This is a genomic window from Hoskinsella mucinilytica (assembly GCF_045223415.1).
In the GTDB taxonomy this organism is placed as follows: Bacteria; Bacillota_I; Bacilli_A; order Erysipelotrichales; family Erysipelotrichaceae; genus Hoskinsella; species Hoskinsella mucinilytica.
In genome coordinates this window covers 40,625-65,568 of record NZ_JBEQZJ010000021.1, presented here as the reverse complement: position 1 = coordinate 65,568, position 24,944 = coordinate 40,625, and the positions used below count along the sequence as shown (strand labels likewise).

At 36.2% G+C, this 24,944-nt stretch carries 24 protein-coding genes; 5 read left to right on the top strand and 19 right to left on the bottom strand.

Features of this window, described 5'->3' with window-relative positions:
• The first annotated feature begins 27 nt into the window (after nt 1–27).
• Both UGRO018_RS09215 and UGRO018_RS09210 read left to right on the top strand, forming a co-directional pair.
• A complete protein-coding gene (locus tag UGRO018_RS09215) occupies nt 28–534 on the top strand; it encodes a GNAT family N-acetyltransferase (protein WP_416326195.1) in 507 nt (168 codons plus the stop codon).
• Nucleotide 535: 1 nt separating this feature from the next.
• Nucleotides 536–1,369, top strand: coding sequence for a prenyltransferase/squalene oxidase repeat-containing protein (locus tag UGRO018_RS09210; protein ID WP_416326194.1), 834 nt, complete (start codon nt 536–538; stop codon nt 1,367–1,369).
• Nucleotides 1,370–1,410: 41 nt separating this feature from the next.
• On the opposite strand, the gene UGRO018_RS09205 is transcribed toward UGRO018_RS09210, so the two are convergent.
• Entirely contained in the window at nt 1,411–2,760 is a 1,350-nt protein-coding gene (locus UGRO018_RS09205; protein ID WP_416326193.1) for an MATE family efflux transporter, read from the bottom strand.
• A 263-nt stretch (nt 2,761–3,023) separates the two neighbouring features.
• Here UGRO018_RS09205 and UGRO018_RS09200 point away from each other — a divergent pair, with 263 nt between their 5' ends.
• On the top strand, nt 3,024–4,859 hold the full coding sequence (locus tag UGRO018_RS09200) for an NAD(P)-binding protein (protein WP_416326192.1): 1,836 nt from the start codon (nt 3,024–3,026) through the stop codon (nt 4,857–4,859).
• On the top strand, nt 4,853–6,586 hold the full coding sequence (locus tag UGRO018_RS09195) for a [FeFe] hydrogenase, group A (RefSeq protein ID WP_416326191.1): 1,734 nt from the start codon (nt 4,853–4,855) through the stop codon (nt 6,584–6,586). Before UGRO018_RS09200 ends, UGRO018_RS09195 begins: the two co-directional genes overlap by 7 nt.
• A gap of 101 nt (nt 6,587–6,687) precedes the next feature.
• Here UGRO018_RS09195 and UGRO018_RS09190 read toward each other — a convergent pair whose 3' ends face one another.
• Nucleotides 6,688–6,903 (bottom strand): sporulation initiation factor Spo0A, encoded by a 216-nt coding sequence (locus tag UGRO018_RS09190; RefSeq protein WP_416326190.1) that lies wholly within the window; start codon nt 6,901–6,903, stop codon nt 6,688–6,690.
• 117 nt (nt 6,904–7,020) lie between these two features.
• Here UGRO018_RS09190 and UGRO018_RS09185 point away from each other — a divergent pair, with 117 nt between their 5' ends.
• Nucleotides 7,021–7,251 carry a helix-turn-helix domain-containing protein gene (locus tag UGRO018_RS09185; RefSeq protein ID WP_416326189.1) on the top strand — a complete coding sequence of 77 codons (231 nt, stop codon included), beginning with the start codon at nt 7,021–7,023 and terminating at the stop codon, nt 7,249–7,251.
• A gap of 92 nt (nt 7,252–7,343) precedes the next feature.
• Here the strand turns inward: UGRO018_RS09185 and UGRO018_RS09180 are convergent, their stop codons facing one another.
• The 17 genes from UGRO018_RS09180 to UGRO018_RS09100 all read right to left on the bottom strand — a co-directional run bounded on the left by UGRO018_RS09180 (nt 7,344) and on the right by UGRO018_RS09100 (nt 24,941).
• Nucleotides 7,344–7,796, bottom strand: a complete 453-nt coding sequence (locus UGRO018_RS09180) for a GNAT family N-acetyltransferase (RefSeq protein WP_416326188.1) — start codon at nt 7,794–7,796, stop codon at nt 7,344–7,346.
• A 33-nt stretch (nt 7,797–7,829) separates the two neighbouring features.
• Nucleotides 7,830–8,477 (bottom strand): helix-turn-helix domain-containing protein, encoded by a 648-nt coding sequence (locus UGRO018_RS09175; protein WP_416326187.1) that lies wholly within the window; start codon nt 8,475–8,477, stop codon nt 7,830–7,832.
• Between the two features lie 97 nt (nt 8,478–8,574).
• Nucleotides 8,575–9,006, bottom strand: coding sequence for a hypothetical protein (locus UGRO018_RS09170; protein WP_416326186.1), 432 nt, complete (start codon nt 9,004–9,006; stop codon nt 8,575–8,577).
• A gap of 150 nt (nt 9,007–9,156) precedes the next feature.
• The gene (locus UGRO018_RS09165) at nt 9,157–9,681 is read right to left on the bottom strand and encodes a nitroreductase (RefSeq protein ID WP_416326185.1); all 525 of its coding nucleotides are present in this window, start codon (nt 9,679–9,681) and stop codon (nt 9,157–9,159) included.
• A gap of 139 nt (nt 9,682–9,820) precedes the next feature.
• The gene (locus UGRO018_RS09160; protein WP_416326184.1) at nt 9,821–11,539 is read right to left on the bottom strand and encodes a diguanylate cyclase domain-containing protein; all 1,719 of its coding nucleotides are present in this window, start codon (nt 11,537–11,539) and stop codon (nt 9,821–9,823) included.
• Between the two features lie 149 nt (nt 11,540–11,688).
• The gene (treC, locus tag UGRO018_RS09155; protein WP_416326183.1) at nt 11,689–13,323 is read right to left on the bottom strand and encodes an alpha,alpha-phosphotrehalase; all 1,635 of its coding nucleotides are present in this window, start codon (nt 13,321–13,323) and stop codon (nt 11,689–11,691) included.
• 20 nt (nt 13,324–13,343) lie between these two features.
• The gene (treP, locus tag UGRO018_RS09150; protein WP_416326182.1) at nt 13,344–15,236 is read right to left on the bottom strand and encodes a PTS system trehalose-specific EIIBC component; all 1,893 of its coding nucleotides are present in this window, start codon (nt 15,234–15,236) and stop codon (nt 13,344–13,346) included.
• A 169-nt stretch (nt 15,237–15,405) separates the two neighbouring features.
• On the bottom strand, nt 15,406–16,443 hold the full coding sequence (locus UGRO018_RS09145) for a LacI family DNA-binding transcriptional regulator (RefSeq protein ID WP_416326181.1): 1,038 nt from the start codon (nt 16,441–16,443) through the stop codon (nt 15,406–15,408).
• Nucleotides 16,444–16,459: 16 nt separating this feature from the next.
• A complete protein-coding gene (locus UGRO018_RS09140) occupies nt 16,460–17,656 on the bottom strand; it encodes an MFS transporter (RefSeq protein ID WP_416326180.1) in 1,197 nt (398 codons plus the stop codon).
• A complete protein-coding gene (locus UGRO018_RS09135) occupies nt 17,643–18,041 on the bottom strand; it encodes a hypothetical protein (RefSeq protein ID WP_416326179.1) in 399 nt (132 codons plus the stop codon). The genes UGRO018_RS09140 and UGRO018_RS09135 overlap by 14 nt, the downstream gene beginning before the upstream one ends.
• Before the next feature lie 56 nt (nt 18,042–18,097).
• Nucleotides 18,098–18,643, bottom strand: coding sequence for a hypothetical protein (locus UGRO018_RS09130; protein WP_416326178.1), 546 nt, complete (start codon nt 18,641–18,643; stop codon nt 18,098–18,100).
• On the bottom strand, nt 18,636–20,993 hold the full coding sequence (locus tag UGRO018_RS09125) for a glycoside hydrolase family 38 N-terminal domain-containing protein (protein ID WP_416326177.1): 2,358 nt from the start codon (nt 20,991–20,993) through the stop codon (nt 18,636–18,638). Before UGRO018_RS09125 ends, UGRO018_RS09130 begins: the two co-directional genes overlap by 8 nt.
• 8 nt (nt 20,994–21,001) lie before the next feature.
• Complete coding sequence (rbsD, locus tag UGRO018_RS09120; RefSeq protein ID WP_416326176.1) at nt 21,002–21,394, bottom strand: D-ribose pyranase; 393 nt, start codon at nt 21,392–21,394, stop codon at nt 21,002–21,004.
• On the bottom strand, nt 21,391–23,427 hold the full coding sequence (locus UGRO018_RS09115) for a beta-galactosidase (protein ID WP_416326175.1): 2,037 nt from the start codon (nt 23,425–23,427) through the stop codon (nt 21,391–21,393). The genes rbsD and UGRO018_RS09115 overlap by 4 nt, the downstream gene beginning before the upstream one ends.
• Nucleotides 23,424–23,783 (bottom strand): hypothetical protein, encoded by a 360-nt coding sequence (locus UGRO018_RS09110; protein WP_416326174.1) that lies wholly within the window; start codon nt 23,781–23,783, stop codon nt 23,424–23,426. Before UGRO018_RS09110 ends, UGRO018_RS09115 begins: the two co-directional genes overlap by 4 nt.
• A complete protein-coding gene (gene pgmB, locus UGRO018_RS09105) occupies nt 23,780–24,448 on the bottom strand; it encodes a beta-phosphoglucomutase (RefSeq protein WP_416326173.1) in 669 nt (222 codons plus the stop codon). Before pgmB ends, UGRO018_RS09110 begins: the two co-directional genes overlap by 4 nt.
• Entirely contained in the window at nt 24,441–24,941 is a 501-nt protein-coding gene (locus tag UGRO018_RS09100; protein WP_416326172.1) for a hypothetical protein, read from the bottom strand. The genes pgmB and UGRO018_RS09100 overlap by 8 nt, the downstream gene beginning before the upstream one ends.
• Nucleotides 24,942–24,944 lie beyond the last annotated feature (3 nt).

The following is a 24,944-nucleotide window of genomic DNA, read 5'->3' as shown; positions in this document are numbered from 1 at the left end:
AAAAATATAAGTAAAGGAGCCTTATGTATGATAATAACCAAACGATTAACAATCAAACCAATAGAATCAAAGGATCAAGATGCAATGATTTCCTTGTTTTTAAATGAACAAATCAAAGAAACCTATATGATACCTGATTTGACATATGAGGAAGCCAGTGCATTCTTTCATAAGCTTCAAATCATATCACAATCAAATGAACGTTATCAACTCGGCATATACCTACAAAATCAACTCATTGGTTTTCTAAATGATACAGCAATAGAAGATGATACCATAGAGCTGGGATATATGATCCATCCTGATCATCAAAAGAAAGGTTATGCCAGTGAGGCACTTCAAGCCATCATTCTACACCTTTTTCAAAATGGTTTTCATAAAATAATTGCCGGTGCTTTTATGGAAAACATTGCAAGTCAAAAAGTAATGATTACCTGTGGTATGAAAAAAACAAACAAGCAAGATCGTATTACCTATCATGGACATGAGCATGTATGTGTCTATTATGAAATCGATGCAAAGGACTTCTCCTAACATGAAAGAATCTGAATATCAAAAGGATATTGATGTTATTTTAGCTCATCGCTATGATCAGGGTCATGATCTATGGACAACACCGGACCAGAGACTATGTAAAGGATCTCCTTTTTCTACACTTGATTGTATTTCTTATTTATTAGAATTAGGAATGGATAAAGAGAACATTATTTTAAAACAATGTGCTGATTTGATTTATCAACATCAAAAAAAAGATGGAAGATTTAGCATTGCCCCTAATGGAGGTATTTACCCATGTCATACGGCACTTTGCGCAAATACCTTACGTTCATTGGGATTTATAGATGATGAAAGAATTCAGAAAACCTTACTGTATTTCTTACATACGCAAGAAAAAGACGGTGGTTGGAAGTGCAATAAATATAGCTTTGGTAGAGGAGAAGAAACCATCTATTCTACACCTTATACGACCTTAGTTGTTTTAGACCTATTTCATGAAAGCACACATTGTAACACCAATCCGGCACTGGATCAAGCAGTGGAATTTCTCTTACAACATTGGGAAATCAAAAAACCGATCAGCCCTTGTCATTATGGAATCGGTACATTGTTTCATCAATTAGAATATCCCTTTCGAGGTTACAATATATTTTATTATGTTTATGTATTATCTTATTATTCCTATGCAAGAAAAGATCCTAGATTTCTTCAAGCATTGGATATCATAACCTCTAAACTAACAAAAGATGGACTTATCGTAGAGCGTTGTGTACCAAAATTAGCCAAACTTCATTTTTGTAGAAAAAATGTGGTAAGCAAGCTTGCGACAAAACGCTATGAAGAAATCATGGATCGAATGAAAATAACATAAATAAAAACATGCGAATTTAAGCATGTTTTTAAATTAACTTTTTATGATATGCAAACAGTAAGCTTCTTTTTTTCTACTTTCACAACCTGAACATATTTCCACAACAGTAATACGGTCGTCGCAACCCAAGCGGCTGGAGATGCCATACAAATCGCTGTATAACCAAGCATAGATGGTAACCATAAACATACTACCAATCTTGCGATAAATTCCACAACACCACCTAGCATTGGCACAAGGGATTCTCCCATTCCTTGTAACCCATTGCGATAAATGTAAAGTAATCCCAATGCAGGATAAAAAACAGCAATGGTAGTGAGGTATTGTTGAGAATATTGGAATACATCAGGATCTGCTTCACTCATGAAAAGTTGGGTAAACGCATGTCCTCCCATGATATTGATAAGACTTGCGATGACACATGCCACCATACACATAACAACACAGGAAGTCATGCCTTTATGTATTCTTTGAAAATCATTGGCACCCTTATTTTGTCCACAATAAGTTGCCATGGTAACACCTAATGTAGCAAATGGCTGAGTCACTAACATTTCTACCTTGCTGGCTGCTGTATAGGCTGCAATCGCAGTAGAGCCAAATGCATTCAATGCACTTTGTAGAACCATAATACCAACTGCAGTTACAGAAAATTGAAATGCCATAGGTAATCCTATATTAAGATGACTACATGCAAACAGCCAATCAAATCTAAAATCCTCTTTCTTTAATTTTAAGATCGTATAGCGCTTTGCCATATAGATGGTACATAGCACTGCACTCACAAATTGAGAAATCACTGTAGCGATTGCTGCTCCGGATGCTCCCATTTGGAAACTGATAATAAATAATAAATCAAGAATCACATTCAAAATGCTAGAAACCAATAAAAAATAGAGTGGCGTTTTACTATCTCCCAATGCTCTTGAAATACTTGAAACCATATTATAATATACGCTTGCAAATAAGCCCGCATAAATAATCGTAATATAGATACTGGCATCTTCAAATATATTGGCCGGTGTATTCATCAAATGGAGCATAGGCTTAGCGCCTAATACAGCGATGATGGTCAATAACACGGTAGCAATGATACATAATTCCATGCTCATCGCTACGCTTCTTCTTACACCTGCCTCATCATTTGCGCCAAAACGTTGCGCTGTAATTACTGAAAATCCACTGGTAATTCCCATAACAAATCCCAATATCAAAAAACTCATAGAACCTGTAGAACCAACGGCCGCAAGTGCTTCTACACTTACAAAACGGCCAACAATGATCGTATCGACCATACTATAAAGCTGTTGAAAAATGTTCCCTATCAGTAACGGAATGGAAAATGATAAAATCAGTTTCCATGGCGTTCCCTTCGTCATATCTTGTACCATACAAAATTCTCCTTTTTCTTTTTCCTGGTATAATTTATCATTAATCATGAACGTATGCAAGTAAATAAAAACAAAAGATTTCGTAAGCTTTTTCCTATGTTTCTATGTAAGCGATCGCTTACCATTTTTGTCTATGAATAATAAACAAATCACCCCAATGAATAAAGCATCCCAAAAATAATGTAAGCGGTTTAAATTCTTGTGGAAAAAACCTTAAAACTGACGTATACTTAAAACAGATGGAAAGAAACGGAGGATCAAGAATGAGTAGATTAACCATTATGACAGAGACAACCTCACAGCGTGTCATAGAAGATCTTTATAAAGATTTAGAACGGCGTATTATCGCCAGTCCCCCTGGTTTGTGTCCTGTGGATATGGCAAGTGCTTTTTTGCGTCTTTGTCATGCGCAGACATGTGGAAAATGTGTGCCCTGTAGGGTTGGACTAGCACAACTTCAAAAATTAATTGACAGTGTGTTGGATGGAACAGCTACCTTAGAAACCTTAGATTTGATTGAAAAAACAGCAGAAAATATCAGTAATTCTTCGGATTGTGCGATTGGTATCGAAGCGGCTGAAATGGTATTAAAAGGGATTCGTGGATTTCGTGATGATTATGAGGAACATATCTTAAGAGGACGTTGTACACAATCTTTAAATCAACCGGTGCCATGTGTTGCCTTATGTCCTGCCGGTGTAGATATTCCAGGCTATATCGCTTTGATCAAAGAAGGAAGAAATGAAGATGCCGTACGTTTGATAAGAAAAGATAATCCATTCCCTACGGTATGTGCCTATATCTGTGAGCATCCATGTGAAGCAAGATGTCGTCGCAATATGCTAGATGATGCGATCAATATACGTGGATTAAAGCGTTATGCTGTGGAAAATGCAGGTTATGTACCGGCAAAAGAAAATGCGCCATCCACCGGTAAGAAGATTGCAATTGTCGGTGGAGGGCCAGGTGGCTTATCTGCAGCCTTTTACCTACAACAGATGGGTCATCAAACCGTGATTTACGAAAAACGGAAACAATTAGGTGGTATGCTTCGTTATGGTATACCGAATTATCGTTTACCAAGAGTAAAACTAGATGAAGAAATTAAAGTGATCTTAAACACCGGAGTGGAAGTTCACACAGAGATTGATGTTGGAAAAGATATTACCATGTGTGAATTAGATGCTCAATATGACGCATTGTATCTATCTATTGGTGCACAAACAGATAAAAAGGTCGGTATACCAGGCGAAGATGGAGAAAATGTCATCAGTGCTGTTACGATGCTAAGGAACATTGGCGATGATATCATGCCTGATTTTAAAAATCGTCGTGTCTGTGTCATTGGCGGCGGTAATGTGGCTATGGATGTTGCCCGTAGCGCCAAACGTTTGGGGGCTACCATGGTCGGTATCGCTTATCGTAGAAGAAAAGAAGATATGACGGCACTTCCTGATGAGATAGAAGGTGCCTTGGCAGAGGGCTGTGAGCTATTAGAGCTACAGGCTCCTGTACGCATCGAATTAGATGAAGATCATAAGGTTAGTGCTTTATGGGTACAACCGCAAATCATCGGTCAGCAAGATCGCAAGGGACGACCAGCACCGTATAAAGCAACTGTAGAAGAAAAACGCATTCCTTGTGATATCGTTGTCGTAGCCATTGGTCAAGGTATTGAATCACAACATTTCAAAGAAGAAGGTATCCCAATCAAATACGGTGCCATCGATGCTTTGGATCACAGTGGAATCGAAACGATGTCCGGTATTTTTGCCGGTGGAGATTGTGTAACCGGACCGGCTACCGTCATAAGAGCCATAGCAGCCGGTAAGGTTGCGGCTGCGAATATCGATGAATATCTTGGCTTTAAACATGATATCACAAGTGATGTAGACATACCTGCCGCAAACTATGCAGATCGCCCTAAGTGTGGTCGTGTACAATTAAAAGAACGAGATACTACACAGCGTAATTCAGATTTTGATCCTATTGAGCTCAGTATGAGCAAAGAAGAAGCATTACAAGAATGTGGTAGATGCCTACGCTGTGATCATTATGGCTTTGGAGTATTCAAAGGAGGAAGAGAAACAAAATGGTAAGATTAACAATAGATGGCAGAATGATCGAGGTAAATGATAACCTTACCATTCTAGAAGCGGCACAACTGCATCATATCAATATTCCACATCTTTGTTATCTCAAAGACCTCAATGAAATCGGTGCTTGTCGTATTTGTATGGTAGAAATGAAAGGCAAAGATAAATTGATCACCTCTTGTAATACATTGGTACAGGAAGGAATGGAATTATATACCAATTCTCCTAAGGTTCGTGAAACTAGAAGAATGAATGTGGAACTTTTACTTTCTCAACATGATTGTGAATGTGCTTATTGTTCAAGAAGTGGCAATTGTTCCTTACAAACCATAGCCAATGATCTGGGTATCACAAAGCTTTCTTATGAGAAACAAGTGAGCTATTTGCCATGGAATAAAAACTTCCCTTTACAAAGAGAATCTAATAAATGTATCAAATGTATGCGATGCATTCAAATCTGTGATAAGATACAAAATTTAAATGTTTGGGATGTTTGTTCGACAGGATCAAGAACAACCGTCAATGTTTCATTAAATCGTAAAATAGAGGAAGCTGATTGTTCCTTATGTGGACAATGTATTACTCATTGTCCTGTCAATGGCCTTCATACCAGAGATGATACAGAGAAGGTATTTGACGCATTAAATGATCCTGATAAAATCTGTGTGGTACAGATTGCTCCGGCTGTACGAGCAGCATGGGGAGAAGGTGTTGGATTAAGCAGAGAAGCAGCAACCATTGGAAAAATGGCATGCGCATTGCGCAGAATGGGAGCTGATTATGTATTTGATACTGATTTTGCCGCAGACCTTACCATCATGGAAGAAGCAAGCGAATTCATAGAACGTCTATCTCATCCTGATCAAGCAACCATGCCAATGTTTACTTCTTGTTGTCCTGGTTGGGTACGGTTTTTAAAGAGTCAATATCCTGATATGGTAGCTCATTTATCCACATCTAAATCGCCACATCAAATGTTTGGCGCAATCATTAAGACATATCTTGCGGAAACATTACATGTGGATCCAAACAAATTATTTGTGATCAGCATCATGCCTTGTGTCGCAAAAAAACATGAGTGCGATATTGTGAATATCAATGATGCAAATGCAGGCAAAGATGTAGATGTTGTGTTAACGACCAGAGAATTTGTTCGTATGCTTCGAGCCGAACATATCGCCATTGAAACCTTGGTCGATGAACCTATGGATCAACCTATCTCACATGCAAGTGGTGCCGGAGTTATATTCGGTGCTACCGGAGGTGTGATGGAAGCTGCATTAAGAAGTGCCTATTACTTTGTGACTGGAAAAAATCCTGATGCGGATACCTTTGAAAGTGTACGTGGCATGGAAGGATGTAAAGCTCAAAACTTTACCATCAATGGTACCACGCTTTCTTGTGCTGTGGTAAGTGGATTAGGCAATGCGAGAAAGTTAATGGAAGCACTACGCAAAAAAGAAGTTCATTATGATTTCATCGAAGTCATGGCTTGTCCCGGTGGATGCAGTGGTGGAGGAGGCCAACCGATCCATGATGGTAAAGAATTAGCATCCATTCGTGCCAATGCCCTATATGCCCTTGATGCCAAAGAGACCATTCGCTATTCTCACGAAAACCCTGATATTCAAAAACTATATCAAGAGTATCTAGGAGAACCATTGAGTGAAAAAGCAGAAACATTGCTTCATACTGACCATTTCGGTTGGGATATGCCTTCCGGTAAATAGCATAGAGGTGCTTTAAAACTAATATAAACATAAAACGTAAGAAAACGGTTTCTATAAAAAGAGCCGTTTTCTTACGTTTTAGTGATGAACGTTTAGATCATTTATTTTAATAAAGTTACCAAATAATCAACTACATCTTCCGGGGTTGGTTTCACTCCTTCATGTGGAATGCGTTCCCAACGTTTTTTTATCATCGGATCATCATTAAAATATGCTTGGTCAATGGCAATCTGCATTTCTCGATAGATGTCTTCTTCTTTTTGATTTTCATCCGTTGCAATCATCTTTACAATTTCCTTCATAATTTCAGTCTTCATAAGCTCTGCTCCTTCGTTATAACTTATAAAGTATATTTATACTTCATAAGAGAGATAATAACATTATACAACATTTTAACTGCTATAATGTAAAAATAAAAGATAAAGGTGATAAGCATGATAACATATTACAAATTATTTGATTTAATCAATCGAAGGAATATCAATAAAACGGAATTAAGAGAAGGTGCCAATATATCCAATGGAACTATGAATAAACTAACACATAATCAAAATGTAGAAATCTCCTCTATTGAAAGAATCTGTGAATTTTTAAAAGTACAGCCAGGCGATATTATGGAATACGAATTTATACAGACAAACAAAAAGAAAACATCATCCAAATAATTTGTCATACTAAAAAAAATTCCAATCTTAGGACGTCAGATGATCCAATAGCATGGAATTTTTTTTATTGTTTTCATTAACAGTAATCCACTTTATCGTTGTGATTTTGACTTCATATACAGCAAGGGATATGGATTCCCCTGCTCATCTAGTTCTGTTCGTTTATAAACACTAAATCCCATATGTTCATAGAATCCTTTCGCTAGAGGATTTTGTTCATTCACTGCCAGATCAGTAATTGAATAATGCTCTATTCCATACTGAAGCAATGCTTTTCCAAATCCTTTTCCTCTTTCTTTATCGGAAATAAACAACATTTCCAGATGTTGTTCCTGAATCCCCATAAACCCTACAGGTATTTCCAACTCATTTTGTATCATAATCAAAACAGGAACTTCTTTCAATGCTTGTGGTACATATGTTTTGATATGTTTGATCTCATTTTCTGATAGAAACAAATGGGTAGCTCTTACTGAACTTTCCCAAACTTCTAATAATTGTGCAATCAATGAAGAATTTATGTCTTCTATCTTAATAAATTTCATAATTAGCTCCTTATCGTCGTTATATCCTATGCACTATATCGTTTCCACTTTAGTTATGATACCAATCTCAATTTCTCTTCCCAATTCCAAATATAGCTTTGATTCAGAAAAAGAATGGATCACGACATCAAGATAGTCATCATTATGAAAGTCAAAAAAGCCTTTTAGGATTCCTTTTTTATAAGCACATTCTATCATAACATGTTTATGATGAAAATAGGTTCTATCTATCTTCATACCATTTGATTGAAAATCAGAAGACTTTTCTAACATATGGACATTGGTAATATATTGTTTAGTAATAAAACCATATTTATTTTCTTTTTTCCCTTCTATTTGATAAAAAAGAAAATCGTTATCTTCCCCGACAATCAGAGCATGAAAGATTCCGGTATTCCATCCTTCTAAATCGATATCATAATAATGACCATCATTTACCAATGAAGATGGGTGTTCTGCTTCATTTATCTTATCATTGATACCTTTTGTATCATTTAGCAAATCATCAATGCTCACATCAAGAACTTCAGCTAACGCTTTTAGATTGCTTATATCAGGCATACCACCATTTGTTTCCCATTTCGCTATGGTAGAACGTGAAACATTCAAATATTCTGATAATGCTTCTTGTGTCATTCCATGATTGATTCTTAACAATTTTATTTTCTCACCTAATGTCATAAGTATAGCCTCTTTTCTTTACTAACATTTTATATAAAAGAATCAAGGATGTCCATATACGAAACACAACAATCTTGTTACTCATCGTAACCATCAATCAAATGTTAGCTTTTTTGAGTCTGATATATTCTGCGACCAAAAAATAATTTTTCAAATCTTCTTTATCAAGACCACGATATACAAATAAATCATCATAAATAGGCACGATGTTTTCAATCTCTTCACTTTCTATATGAAACTCTCCGCTGACGATATCAATTCCAATCAGAATGTCATCCACACGATAGCATTTAATATTCGGCTTCCTTTCATTTTGTAGCTTACGCCTTGTATGCTCATTATGTATGATATTGAATGCAACCACATTTTTGAAATCTTCATTATCATATACATGATAAGGATACTTACTCTTAAAGTAATCATTTACTTCACTACCTGATTTTCTATTCGGTAGCATTGATAAATGATATTGTTCATATACCTTTTTCCATTCTTCTATCTGTTTGATTGACGCTTTCTTGGTTAGCATGATACTTGATCACCTCTATTTATAAATGTATCGTATCATATTTCGCTTACATCAACAAGAAAAAACAACCGATGATATCTTCATAAAATCGGTTATTTTCTAAATATTTCAATTTAAGTAAAACAATTACTAAGTTCCTATGAAAAGCCTCTACACTTCAATTACATAATGTTCTTTTCGCTCTTTTGCGACAGGCTTTTCACCTTCTCCATATCCCAAAATACAATTCGCTACACCAACATAGCTTGCGTCAAGTCCCCATTCTTGAAGAAGTGCAAGCCCTTCTTCAGATTCGAATACTTCTTTTGCTCGATAGATATAACAAGAATCTACACCAACAGCATGCGCAGCATTCAACAAATTCCCTGCGACAAGATTTGCATCTTCCAACCAAGTAGGAACTGAATTCTTATGTCCGAAAACAATAGCAACCACAGGTGCTCCATAAAATGGATCCATATCTCTCCCCATTACTTTCGCATTCAGTTTCGATATTTGATCTCTGACTTTCTTGTTTTTTACCAACACGATTACCGGTGATTGTTGCCCCATCCCGGTTGGCGCATAAGTCGCTGCTTCCATGATCGCATCAAGCTTTTCCTGCTCCACCATACGATCATTGTACTTTCTCACACTTCTTCTTGTCTTCAATGCCTCTAATACCTGATTTTCCATTATTTTTTCCTCCTTTATTGATTCGAAAGATTCTTGACACCTAAAAGCAAACGTAAAAATGAATTATTCTCTTTTTATCTATCCTATACACTCTAGTGTGTATACCATACCAATCTATTATGAAAGCTATGATACATGATCATGATCGATCACAATATATTTGATTTCTACCTAGTTTCTTTGCTTGATACATCGCATCATCTGCTTTTTTAAATAATTGCGCATAATCCTCTTGTTGCTTTTGATAAGCGATCCCCATACTAAGCGTAACTTTTATATCATTCGGTAACATAATTTGATGTACTTCACAAAGAATGCTTTGAGCGATTTCCATCATCATAGAACTTCTATCATCTGACATATAAATTAAAAACTCATCACCACCGATTCGACTGACAATATCCTCTTGATTCGTAAAACGATTCAAAACTTTCGTAACTTCCAATAATATATCGTTTCCTTTTAAATGACCAAAGGTATCATTCACATGTTTGAAGTAATCAATATCCAAAATCATCATTGCCCCTGATGTATGATTCTTCATTTGTTCTTTGATCATCATTTCACTGCTTTTGGTATTATATAAATGTGTCAAGGCATCACGCTTACTTAAATCAATCAAAGAATCAATACGCATTTTTTCTTCTGTGATATCTGACCAAATTCCGATACAACGAATCGGATGGTGTGATTCATCATACAAATAGCTACATGTCACACGAATCCAACGCCATGTATCAGGCTCCATATACATACGAATTTCAATAAAGGGTGCCTCATATTTACCTACCATATAGGCTTTTAATATTCCGATATCATCCAAATGAATATAATCTTCTCTCTCTAATGTGGTAAAGTAATGATCGATCTTGATCTTTTGTATTGGATTTTTTCGATCATAATTTTCACGCTCATATTTTATGAGACTATCCTTTAAAATATCATATTCAAACATAACATCTGTGATATTATCTAAAGCGATGCGATATCGTTCACGTTCCAATTGTAATTTCAATTGAGCTTCTTTGATATCGGTGATATCCGTAATCATACTATTGATTTTGACCTTTCCATCCTCACCCATACATTTCTTTCCGGAATCCAATACCCACAACAAAGATCCATCTTTTTTCTGGATACGATATTCTGCTCGATATGTCGGGCCTTTCGCAAAGCAATCTTCGCAAGACTGAAGTGCGGCAGGTAAATCAGGTGGATAGACTGCGCCAACAGCACAACCATGACTCATTTCCATGAACTCATCATAAGTATAACCAAGCATGCGACAAAGACCTTCGTTTACATAATAATAAGAGTAAGTATCATCATCATTACTACCCTTTAATCCCCCATTGATATTATCATTGATCATATCAATGACTTCAGATTTTTCTTTCAATAAACGATTCATATATTCCACAGTTTGATGTCCGACAGTCTGAGGAAAATATTCATCTTCATGCATATCTTCATAGATATTAGAATTATGTAAATGACGTACCATCCATTTTCCTGCTATGCGTTCCATGAAAAAGCTACATCGTTGTTTCACTTCAAGGATCATTCCGGCATCCATGTCAGTATTCACAAGAAAACGTCCCATGACAACAGCAGTATGCCCATTATCCTGTACGGTTCTTAGATCAGTAAATTGAAGATGACAGGAAGGGATATCGTGAAGTCCTGCTTGAAAATATTCTTTGATTGCTTTATGACCAATAAGATATTCATGATCACATGGACCGATCCAGGTAATATCTTCTGTAAAATAGCTTAAGACCTCATCTATTTCACGATCCACATAATATGTTTTAAAAACAAAAGCTGCCAATTCAGCCGGTGTAAAATTATGATCCACAAAATCCACTCCTTATTCTCTTGCTTCTATTATACCTCTTTTGATAGGGCAATCCAACCATAGTTAGACGATAATTGATGTAAAGTGTTAAAAGATGATCCTTTTACTTAGTATATATTTATTATAAAAGAAAAGAGCTGTTTAACAGCTCATGAATAATAATATACTCTGGTTTCATAAGGGCGAAGAGTGGCACTCTCTTCTACTCCTTCATAATTGCTTAATAGTACCTTATAACCTGTTGTATCGATATCGAATTCTGTTTCCCTTCCATAAAAATTACTTAGCACGATCAAAGATTCCTTTTGATAGTCTCTTCGATAAGCAAATACCGATGGATGATCTTTTAAAAGTGGTGTATAGCTTCCTTTTGCGATGATTTCATATTGCTTTCTCAACTGAATCAATTGGCGATAGTATGCCAAGATAGAATCTTGATCTTGGATGTTTTTTTCCACATTGATTTCTTGATAGCCTTCCACTACTGAAATCCATGGTTCTTTGGCAGTAAAACCTGCATGTTTGGAATCATTCCATTGCATAGGTGTACGAGCATTATCACGACTTCTTTCTTGAAGGATATGATAAATTTCACTTTCCTTTTTTCCTGCTTGTTTCAAGATTTCAAAATAATTGATACTTTCTACATCACGGTATTGGTGAATATCGGTAAAGTACGCATTGGTCATACCAATCTCTTCCCCTTGATATATATAAGGCGTACCTCTCATCATATGAATGGTAGTTGCCAACATCTTCGCACTTTCTTTGGGATAGTTTTTATCATCACCGAAACGAGATAGTACACGAGGTTGATCATGATTGCACCAGAATAATGCATTCCATGCATGATGTGCTTCCATACCTGTTTGCCATGTATGAAATAAATGTTTTAACTCTTCAAAATCAAATGCTTGTAGCTCCCATTTTTGCTTGTTCTTATAGTCTACTTTTAAATGATGGAAATTAAAAACCATGTTTAATTCGTGACAATCTTCTCCGGCATACAATACACAATTTTCTAATGTAGTAGAGCTCATTTCGCCTACTGTAAGGATACGATCATCTTTCCCAAAGGTTCGTTCATTGATTTCTCTTAAATACTCATGTACATGTTTGCCATCGGTATAAAATCTTCTTCCATCTCCGATGAGATCATCCTCAAAAACATCGGGCTTACTGATTAGATTTACGACATCAAAGCGAAATCCATAGACTCCCTTTTTGATCCAGAAGTTTAAAATGTTTACGATTTCATCTCTGACTTGTGGATTACTCCAGTTTAGATCTGCTTGTGTCTTATCAAATAGATGTAAGTAATATTCATCAAATGATTCTACATATTCCCATGCATTCCCTCCAAACTTGCTTTCCCAATTGGTAGGTGCACTTCCATCCGGGTTCCCTTTTTTGAAAATATAATACGCTTTGTACTTTTCATCTCCCGCTAAAGCTTTTTGAAACCATGCATGTTGGGTAGAAGTATGATTGAATACCATATCCAACATAATGTCTATCTTTCTTTTTTTGGCTTCTTTGATCAATCGTTCAAAGATTTCCATTGTGCCATATCTTGGATCAATGGCACAATAATCAGCGACATCATAGCCATTATCCTTTTGTGGAGATGGAAAGAAAGGGGTCATCCAAATGACATCAATACCTAGATATTGTAGATAATCTAGCTTTTCAATGATTCCTTGTAAATCCCCTAAGCCATCTTGATTACTGTCATAAAAGCTTTTCGGATAAATTTGATAAACGACCTTTTGTTGAAAATTCATAACTTAGACCTTGCCTTTCTTTATTGAAATGAAATAAGACCGATATCGCCTTGTTTGACGTTACCTTTCTTTTTCAATTGAATGGATTCACCACTTGTAAAGATGATAGGAGATACCAATGGCTTTCCTTGCTTCTTTATATATGCAATATCTACCTCCACTAAACAATCTCCCTGTTTTATGACATCTCCTGCTTTCACATGAGGAGTAAAGCCTTTTCCTTCTAATTCTACAGTATCCATTCCGATATGAATCAGAATTTCTTTTCCATCACTGGATTTGATTCCATAGGCATGCCCTGTTGGAAAACTAACCATCACTTCTCCATCCACCGGTGAACAAACGTTAGAATCACTTAACTCTATCGCAAAGCCATCCCCCATTGCCTTACTGGCAAATGCTTGATCTTGGACCTCTTCTAAAGGCAGAATGGTTCCGCTCATCGGAGAAATAAAGGAAGGTTTTAATGATGATGCAGTGTCTGTATCTTCATTCTTTTGATTAGACGTTATCAGTTTCTTTTTTCCTACGATATAGGTCAATAAAAACGGTACAACAATTGCGATCGCCATCGCCAATAGAAATATCAGATAAAATTTCGGTTGAATGGAAATGATACCGGGTAACCCACCAACACCGATACTAAAGGCCTTTACACCAAATCCTACCGATACCATTGCCGCAATCGCCGAACCGATCATTCCACAAACAAGTGGGAAACCATATTTCATATTGACACCGAATAAAGCCGGCTCGGTTACACCAAGATAACATGAGATACAAGCTGGAATATTCACTTGTTGTGCTGTTTCATCCTTTCTCTGTAAGAAAGACATAGCCAGTACACTAGAACCTTGTGCAATATTACTTAAAGCGATCATTGGCCATAAAATGGTTCCACCATATAAGGTCACAAGTTGAGTATCGATAGCATTGGTCATGTGATGTAATCCGGTCATGACAATCGGCGCATATAATAAGCCAAATACACCGGCAAACAACCAACCAAGGTTACTTGTTAAGCCACTATAAACAACATTAGCGATTGCATCTCCTAGCATCCAACCAATCGGTCCTACAATCGTATGTGCAATGATTACTGCCAAAACCAAAGAACAGAATGGTACCACGATCATACGAATCACTGCCGGACAATGCTTATGGAAGAATTTTTCTAGATAAACTAATACAAAGCCTGCCATCATCGCCGCAATGACCTGTCCTTGATAACCAATCATTTGAACGCTCGCAAAGCCAAAGTTCCAGACAGGAATATCTGAGCTTGCCGTTGACGCAACCGCAAAGCCATTTAATAATTGTGGAGATACCAAGGTTAATCCAAGAATGATACCTAAGATCTGCGTTGTTTGCATTTTCTTCGTGATGGACCAGACAATACCGACCGGTAATAAATGGAATACTGCTTCTCCAATCAGCCATAGAAAATCATATACGCCTTGCCAAAATGGAAAGGATTGCGCAAGTGTCTTTCCATCTATGAATGCGATTTCCCCTATGATGTTTCGAAAGCCTAGAATCAAACCACCACAAATCAAAGCAGGAATCAATGGCGCAAAGATTTCGCCCAATGCCCCCATGACTCGTTGAGGTAATGTCTGATTTGATTTAGCCGCATCTTTTACAGCTTCTTTACTTCCCCCTTCCATCCCTGCAATGGATACAAATTCATTGTAAAAGTCACTTACTTCATTGCCTATGATGATCTGAAACTGTCCTGATTGCGTAAAGGTTCCCTTTGCACTGGGAATCGCTTCTATCTTTGCGATATCTGCTTTTTTCTCATCGATCAATACAAAACGCATACGTGTCATACAGTGAGTGACTGCTGAGATATTTTCTCTTCCGCCAACATATGTTAATAAATCACTCGCATCCTTTGTGAACTTTGCCATAATTTCTCTCCTTACTTATGTACGTACATAATCATTACACCTATAATATAATATGTACGTACATAAATGTCAATAGTAAAATAAAACTTTTTTATTTTCACTTCTTAATATAAAAAAAGAACGCAACCTTTTCTTACTGTAGGGATGCATTCTTACTTTTCTTTTTTCATTATGATACAGTTGGATAAATAAGAATCTGATTTTCTCCCACCGTATCTCTTTCTACCAAAATATTGTTCATCAATAATTTCTTAAAATGATTATTTTGAATGATGTCTTGTAGAAGCATGGACGCATTGCTACCTAGTAGATACATATTTTGATCCATAGTTGTTAAATTAGGTTCTATCATTTGACACAATTCAATGTTGTCAAATCCAATCACCGATAGATCTTTTTTTACTCTTAATCCAAGCTTTTTACAAGCATTCATGACCCCAAGTGCCATCAGATCATTACATGCCAGTACGGCGGTAACATCATGTTCCTTTTGTAACATCGCTATCATTTTATTCATAGTATATTGTACCGTTTCCAAAGAATTTCCTTCTCCGATATTCATGATATAATCTTCTCGATACCATCCTCTTTGCTTCATAAATAGCGTATAGGCTTCTTCTTTAATATCATAGGAACGAGAATATGCGCCACGTACAAATAGTATATTTTGATGTTGCTTTTCCACAAGATAATGTAATGCAGTAATGGTTCCCATCATTTCATCATTTGAGATGCATGACACATTTGGCAAATCGATCATACCATTGATAAAGGTCATCGGTACCATATTGGCGATTTCCGCATAGAAATTCTCTTTGATGTTTTGTAGATTGGCATCTACGACAATAATTCCTGCAACATTACGTGACATCATATCATAAATTTGTTTTCTTTCTAATGCTGCGTCATGATCACATACACATAAAAATAAAGAATAGCCATGATGCTTACAATCATTTTCAATACCACTGATGACATCTGTAAAAAACATATTTCCGATTGATGGTACAATGACACCTATCGTACTGCTTTCTTTTTTATTTAATTCTCTAGCAGCAGCATTGGGGATATATTGCAATTCCTCAATGGCTTTTTCTACTCTCAAACGAGTATCCTTTCTTACGTGATCATTGTTGGACACCACCCTTGATACAGTTGCGATACTGACCTTTGCCTTCAGTGCCACATCATGGATCGTTACCTTCATGATACCACCCTCTTTCTTATTGATATTGATTCATAATTCCTTGTTTATGTTTGACGTACCACAAGAGTACGATACTGCTTCCATAAATGATCATGAAGGATAATAGATCATCCTGTTTTCCAAATAAGTTACATGTGGCATAAACGATCAGACCTAAAATACGTCCTGCCTCAAGGTAAAATTCTCGTAAAACCATACGTACTTCAAATTGATGTTTTGCGATACTGTCTTGAAGTACATTCATCGTATCAAACATGATGGGCATACTGACAAAAGGTACAAACAAATTATGTGTGATCCCGTGTAATATTGCATTTTCAAAACTACTGGATAAAACCAAAATCATACCGGAAAACAACATACCGAGATTTCCGATAAAAAACAGCTTCCTTCTTTTTTCCGTATTCATCCATTTTGAAAGGACCATATTGGATAAGATCGCTACGACAGAAAAACCTGCTAATACAAGAGCATACCATGTACTATGATCACTCATCATTTGAAAAACTAGAAGCCCTGTTACACATAAGGATAAAGATTCTCGAAATCCTTGAAGAAAATTGATCATGGATATAAATCGCCATGATGTTTCCTTTTTGCTTTCTCGATAGATTTTCAAATAGCTTTGTTTCTCAGGATTCAGATCTTCGATATTTAAATATCGAAGCACATATAGCAACAATAAAAAGAGTACCACAACAAATTGAAAGGATAATAAGTAGCCTTTCAAATCATCCTTCATCACAATTACACAAAGACTTGCCAATAAAGGTGAAAGTACTGCAACAAAGGCATTGATTGCCCCATTAAAGCCAACATATTTCATCCTGGTTTCTTTTTTTGTCACAAGTTGATTCATCGTATTCATGGAGAGATAAAAACCACCTTCACCAAATCCCCATAAACATCCAACCAAGTACAACATGGCAATATGTACAAAAGTATCATGTAACAGTAAAATGATACAAAAGGTAACGATCAAAAAGCATAGCCCCACCTTCATGCTTCTTAAAGCATTGAATCTGATCTTGGAAAAAAGGAAAAATGCAAAGAACATGAATAAACACTTACAGGCAGAATATAACGCCATTATCTGTAGGGAATTACAATAGCTGAATAAATATACATTTGAAAATACATTCGCAATCGTGATGGCACATGCAAAGATTGCAGATGCCACCAACAATAGATATTCCTTCTTACTTAACTTCATAAATTTTACGAAGCTGTTGTTGCGCTATCTTGATTTCAGCTTCACTTTGTGGCTTCTGAGGAAACAATGTATGAGAAAGTATCATCTTTTGTGCCCTAAGTACAGGATCCTGAAGTAGGTCTATATCCTTTTGTAATTCTCGATGTAAAGGAACTACCTTTCTGGTAAGACAAAATAGCTTTTGCATTTCTAAATCGCTTAAAAATTCAAACACAAATCGATTTGCCAACGCTTTATGTTTAGATGCCATATTGATGCTACAAGAACTTTTGGTATTTCTTCGATCATAGTAGATACTATCTTCCTCGTGGAGTAATGGTAAGACCTGATATGTTATCTGTGCATCATCTAAATATCCCGCAAACCAGCCCCAACTATATACCATGGTGATTTCCTTTGATAGGAATGCCCTTTTACAATCTTGATTGGGATCATATACCTTTAGCTCTTGAAACAAATGTTGAAGCCATGCTTTAGATACTTTTTTTCTTTGGCTTCATATTCTTGATGTTGTAAAGCTACCATCGTATAAAATGCTGCTGCCGCATCTAAATTGATGGAACAACCAAAATCAAAGCTACTAGTACTTTGTTGCTTCAGTTGTTGTATCCCATCCTTCCAGTTTGTCGCCTGTATGCAAACCTCTTTTTGTAAATACAATAAGGAGGTCAGATACGCAAAATCATAATGATACCTTTGATCACTGGATATCGGATAACATGCTTTTAGATGTTTTTCTTGTAAATAAGTAAATTCGTATGGTGCACGATAAGGTTTTAATTCTTCCATGTGCTCATTATGCATAAAGAATAAGTCTGGACCTTCGCCTCTAGCCAAAGCCGTTGTCAGTGTTTTCCAATAATATGTGTAAGGGATATCTGTGATTTCCACAATAACATCATACCGTTGACAAAAGATTCTCATCAATTTTTCATACAATGGTAAAGATGCTTCTGTTGGTATCCATAAATGCATTCGCTCACTCATGGCATACCACCGTTATGATTTCCATTGGCTGAACATGTAAACGGATAGATCGATCTTGTTGTTGTACAATAAAACGTAATGGATGATCTAAGAAATCACAAATAGCGATGGAAGAATAGTATTGTGGCAACGTGATATTGCTTACAACCTCATGATCACTATAATTTACAAAACGATAATGATCCGCTTGTTGTGTTCGAAATATAGAAGAGGTCAATAGTTCAGCCGCTTCGATTTTGATTCTTTTCTCATCTGTCACACAAAGAGGCATTTGTTGTTGTTTTCTGATAAATCGCATGGATTCTAATGCATTTTTTGTTTCAAAGCTGATACTAAAACAGAATTCATAATCATACAACATTTTACCTTTTGACAGTTTAAAACGTAGTTCTTGTCCTTCATGAAAGACTCTTTGATTGCCATGATTCATAATGGTGAAACCTACTGTTTTATGATTGACACGAACATAATCCAATGCATAAAATGCCTTTAATTTAGTTAATTCCTCGCCAAAAGGATAATTACGATAAATCTCACTTTCCTTCATATCATAGGTGAAGGATGCATAAGCATCCATATTTAGATACACACCACAATATAAATAAGATCGTGCTGTAATCTCTTTGCTAGCCTTGTTTAATTTCACTTCACTAATCGCAAAAGCCACCGGAACATCCGTAGTATGTAATGTCAAAAGATCACACGATAAGGTCATTGTTATAAATAAATCATCCTCTATGATATGCTTTAACTTTACATGCATTTCGCTACATTGATCTGCACAATGCTTATACCCATCAAAAGCAAAAGTGAATTGACGATGTGCGCTAGATAAGGCATGAAAATGATCATCATGTTCGTTACGCTTACCAATGCTTCCACTGAATGCTTTATAACGAATCCCGATATCACTACGATGATCTTTTATATGAATGCACCAACCTTGTTCATAGGTCATACTGATATGCTCAAATCTAATATGATGTCCTTCATGATAACGTTGTTTGTGTTCCTCTTTGTTTTCAAATAACAAGGTTGTTGCTTGATATGGTAACATCATAACATGAACATACATGATTTGATGTGCCTCATCCATAGAAACCATAAGCTCTTGGTGTGTTTCATCATATACATGAAGTGTTTTCGATATCAATGGCAATGCATATGTTTTACCACCTTCAACTCCAAGATAAGACATCAACTTTAACGAAGTGTCCTGTTGAAAACAACTTGCTTGTAATTCTTTTTTCATTTTTCGTAACGCTTTAAGAAAAAGCGAATTCGCATCACTCACTACACCATCTTGATCTACAGCACGATAGCCTCGTGCAACCGAGACATCATGATTTTGAAGAATCATCAATTGTTTCCAATAGGAATCTCTTGTATCATCCTCCATAACATGTTCATAGTAGCGTTTAGCCTCATATGCCAAGAGTAAATTTTCACACTGCTTATTCTCATAAATGATACGATCACCATCAAAGCCCCATCCTCCATCTTGATACCAATCATTACCATAATGACTTTCTTCTAATGGAAGGAATACTGTTTTCATTGGAAGGTTTTTGGTATATTCAAAATATTCCTGTAAAGATACGCTTTTTGCTCCATGTTGAAAGACATCTTGAATTGCCGCTTCAAATGGTTTGATGCTCGCTCCCCAATCCATACCCGGTACCCAAACTTCTACCCATTGAAATAACAATGGGGCTTCTTGTTTCTTTAAATGTTCCCATAGATATTCATAACCACCATATTGTTTTACACAACTAACCATATTACGATTAGCAGGAAGACTTTCTATTGTCGTACCATCGATTCCTTTCCATAAAAACTTTGTTTCTTCCATAGGAAACACCTGCCCGGAGTTTTGACATTGTAAGGAAGCATAAGCAAAGCCACTTTGTTTTAACAACTGAGGAAGCTGAGGATGAAACCATTGTTCTTCCACTAAGAAAGTCTTGAGATCATAGTCAAGTAGATCATGAATGATGCTTCGCCCATACACTAAGTGTGCGATATTACTTTCCCCACTATAGTCCTGTCCTAAAGGCTGACCATAGGTTCCACCTTCAACGGCTGCCTTGCCTTCTTTGATATAGTTCTTTAATCGTTGTATGGTAGCCGGTGCTACTTTCTTTACTGCTTCATAAGTGTAGCTATCTAACTCCATACATACCTTTAATCCCGGATACTTATCTGCCGCATCCAGAGTGGTTTCTATCGTATAAATACTAGAGAAACATTGATCATACCAATGCTTTTGATACCATCCTTTTGGAAATGCATAACCTATGCCACTTTCTGTCCAATGATTACACAGACAATAATATATCGAATGTTTCATCATACACCCTAAAAGATGACCCCGGAAACTAAAATCATATTGGCATAAGGTATGATTTCCCCGGTTCGTATGACTGCCTTACAGGAAGCTGTCTCTTTTTTCAATGCATCATGTGATACATATTTGATATTTTCTTTACCAATTCTTGTTTCAATCGCCTGTAGAAATTCACCATTTTCTTTGATTTCTTCGGCTAATATCACATACTCATAATGAAAATCTTGAAGAAAGACATCCAGAGTTTCAAGGAAACCAGGTTTTTGATATGCCAATGCCAGATCAATTCGCTTTACACCATCGGGGATCGGCAATCCACAATCTGCGATTGCTATTTCATCATAATGTCCCATTTTTGAGATGACACAAGAGATCTCACTATGTAATATTCCATTCTTTTTCATAGTATCACCTTATATTCATAAGCAGACAACTTCATTTGTAATTTCCTTCCATGTAATAGGATGGTTTCCTCCATTTCAAAAGGATGTGGATTCAACACATAGGTCTTTGTTCGTCCTTGGTATTTCTTACTTATGACACGAAAAGCATCACTTTCATATTGTTTTGATTTTCCCATATCTTTCAAGATGACATCCATTAAATGTGTCTGTGACTTCATCTGATAACGGATTGCTCCTGATAATAAATAACAACATCCTTTTCCATAAGGAATTTTTACCAATGCTGATGTTCCATTCTCACAATCCGCAAGAATCTGATGCTCTCGACCAACTTTAAAGTCCGCAATCGAATAAGCATCCTGTAAAATTTCCTCACCACTTGTCTTTAATCGAATCTTCTGTCCCCAACAATCATATTCTTCATGGTGCTCCTCTTGTATGTTCAACTCTTCCATCAATTTACTACATGGCTGTAACCTTTGATTGCGTTTTGGAAGTTCTCCACATAGGATCAAAGTATTCCCATTTGCCACATATTGAAGTAAGTTCTCCTGTACCTGTTCTTCCATACAAGAATCACTTAAATACAATAAAGTATCCTGTGTACAACCTTCATGATCAAAGTCAATGATCCTTGGATGAAGACAACACTTATAAAGATAATAAAACATTTGTTCACTTTGTTCACTAACTTTTTCCCAAATCAGACCACTTCGAAATGGAAAGGAATAGGCTATATCATAACAGGTTTCTCCAAGTTGGATCATATCATCCTGTTCAATACATGTATACGCAGCTTTTAGGTCATAAAAGCTTTTCTTTTTTGATCCATCCATACGAATAGGAGCCTGCCATTCATGAGTTGTCGCTAGCATTCCCATTTTAGGCTTATTCATGCCCTCATGCCCTAAATATAGGTTACATCCTTTGAACCCACCTAAAAATGACCAAATCGTAAATAGATACAAATCTTTGCCATAAACCTTAGGTGTATCTAACCAATAACCTGATTCATGTTCCAAAACAAAAGGAGCATGATGAAATGCAGCCTTCGCAAAACCTGGCGCAAATTCACAATAATAAGCTGCACTGCGTTCATCAAATATACTACGTAATGAAAAATAGTTATCAATGCCATAATATAAATCAGGTAATTGTTTTTTAATTCCCAAATGTAAACTGATTGCCCTTGGATTATAGGCATTATGAAGATAGGTTACATCTTTGATCCCCGCTTCTTCGTAAATTTGTTTTAAGGTTTGGAAATAGCGAACATAATAATCCTCATAATAATAAGCAAGATGATCCTTTTGATAACGAAGAGCTTCCTTTTTCATTTCCCATGGTCTGATTTCTTGAAAGCTTTGATAGGTGGTATGATAGGTTTCATTAAAACAAGCGATGGTTTGATATCGTTTTTCATAGAACTGGAAAAATGGACTCTCTTTATTCTGTAGTTGTAAGGTCATTGGATTCATGTCATCAATATCTACACCGGGAATTTCATTACATAACTGAATCATAGAAATCATTTGTTGTTTGCCTATGTAAGGACGGCATACTTCAATAACCTTCTTCAACCACCTTTTCACATAATGAAGAAACAGTGGATTATTATGTGCGAACGCAAAGCCATGAGGAAGATATACTAGCTCATGATTGCGATACTCCATGATCCTTGCCTCTGGGTGTTTTTCTATTAGCCATTGCGGTAAACCTAAATTTTTCATTTCTGCATAAATATAAGGACCTGGTCTAAGTATAACTTCAACCTTTTTTTTATGTAAAAGTTCTAACCAACTTATTAGATCACATTCTTCTCCATAGCTTCCATCAAAATCGAAAACACCATCTTCCACTTCATGAACATACCAAGGAACATAAAAGGCGATGCAATGATTTCCCATTTCCAATGTAGCATCTATGAGCGCTTCCCAATTCTTTTTCGGTATTCTAAAATAATGAAGTTCACTAGAAAATAATGGTTGTTGGACACCATCTTTCATGATGTGATCGGGTTGTATTGTTATCATGTCATACCTCTTTCTACATGATATCTCTCACACAGCTCATTCAAACGTTCATTTGCTCGATTTTGAAAATAGCTTCCAAGTAAGATCAATATCACGATTTCAATCAAAAACAAAAATATATTCGTATATAAAAGGAATAGAAATAAGAAAATTGACGCAAATAAGGACAATTTCACGATATCCATCATGACAGGTTTACCAAACCCTTCCCTTAGCTCTTGTTCGGGTATTTGAAAACATGATGATGAAAAGCCGGGAATCCTTCGATAGCGTTGTATATCACGATTGATATAAAAATAAAGTACTAGGGATAAGATTGCTGGTAGAAATAGAATCACAAATATCAATATCATCATTGTCCCTCCCTTATCGTATGTATGATATCCTCCATATGCAAACAAGCAGTGGATGGATAATAACAATCCGGATGTTCTTCTTTCAGATAAGCTTGTCCGATGCCTACAGCCTTCATTCCTGCTTGGCGTATCGCTTGTATACCAGCTCTTGCATCTTCAAAGCCGATTGCATTTTTTATCGGTATCTGTACCATTTCACATGCCCTTATGAAGATATCGGGAGCAGGTTTACCTTTGTTTATACTTGCAGGATCTACCACTCCCTTGAAATAAGAGCGTATTCCTAATTGTTGTAGTATCATCTCAGCACTTTTAGATGCACTTGCTACCACGCAGCAAATCTCCTGTTTTCTTAATTCTTCGAGAAAATCAAGGATGCCTGGCAAAACATCTTTTTGCGTAAGCTGTTTGATCATTGTTTGATACGTTTCATTCTTTTTGATAAGCAGCTCTTCAAATACCTCATGTTGTAAGGGGATATGAGCACGCTTTAAGATGAGAGATAAACTATCTGCCCTACTGATTCCCTTCACAAGTTCATTAACTTCATCATCTACTGGTATTCCCCGCATCTCCATTGTCTGTTTCCATGCTAGAAAATGATAGTTTGCGGTATCCGTTAATACTCCATCCAAATCAAATACAGCAAGCTTCCATTCATCCATGTTCCTTCACCTCTCTTCTTGTTTCTGTTAAGAATATGGTATCCAATAAGGTTCTGTCTTTTTTTCCAAGTAGAAACAAAGCACCGATGATGATGACTGGAAGAACCCATAACACACTGAGGATCTTAACCAATGTTCGTACCGGAAGAATTGCTATACGTAACAATACATCATACTTAGAATCAAAATCTAAATATACCTTTTGATGAAATAACCTTCTTCCAACAGTTTGTCTGAATAAGATCAAAGACAGCGATTCATATAAGAAATAAGCCAGCGCAACCTCAAATACGACATAATCGAATTTTTGATTTAGGGCATCCATTGCGACCATATATTTTTGTGGATCGATGATTTCTTTAGCTGTTTCCAGTTCCTTGAAATAAGGAAAGACATGAGGATATTCAAATAATACATATGTGATACTGAGAAAAACGGTAAGTATCAATAAATCGATGCTTAACACAAATATTTTTTCATTTTTAAAACTCATTTT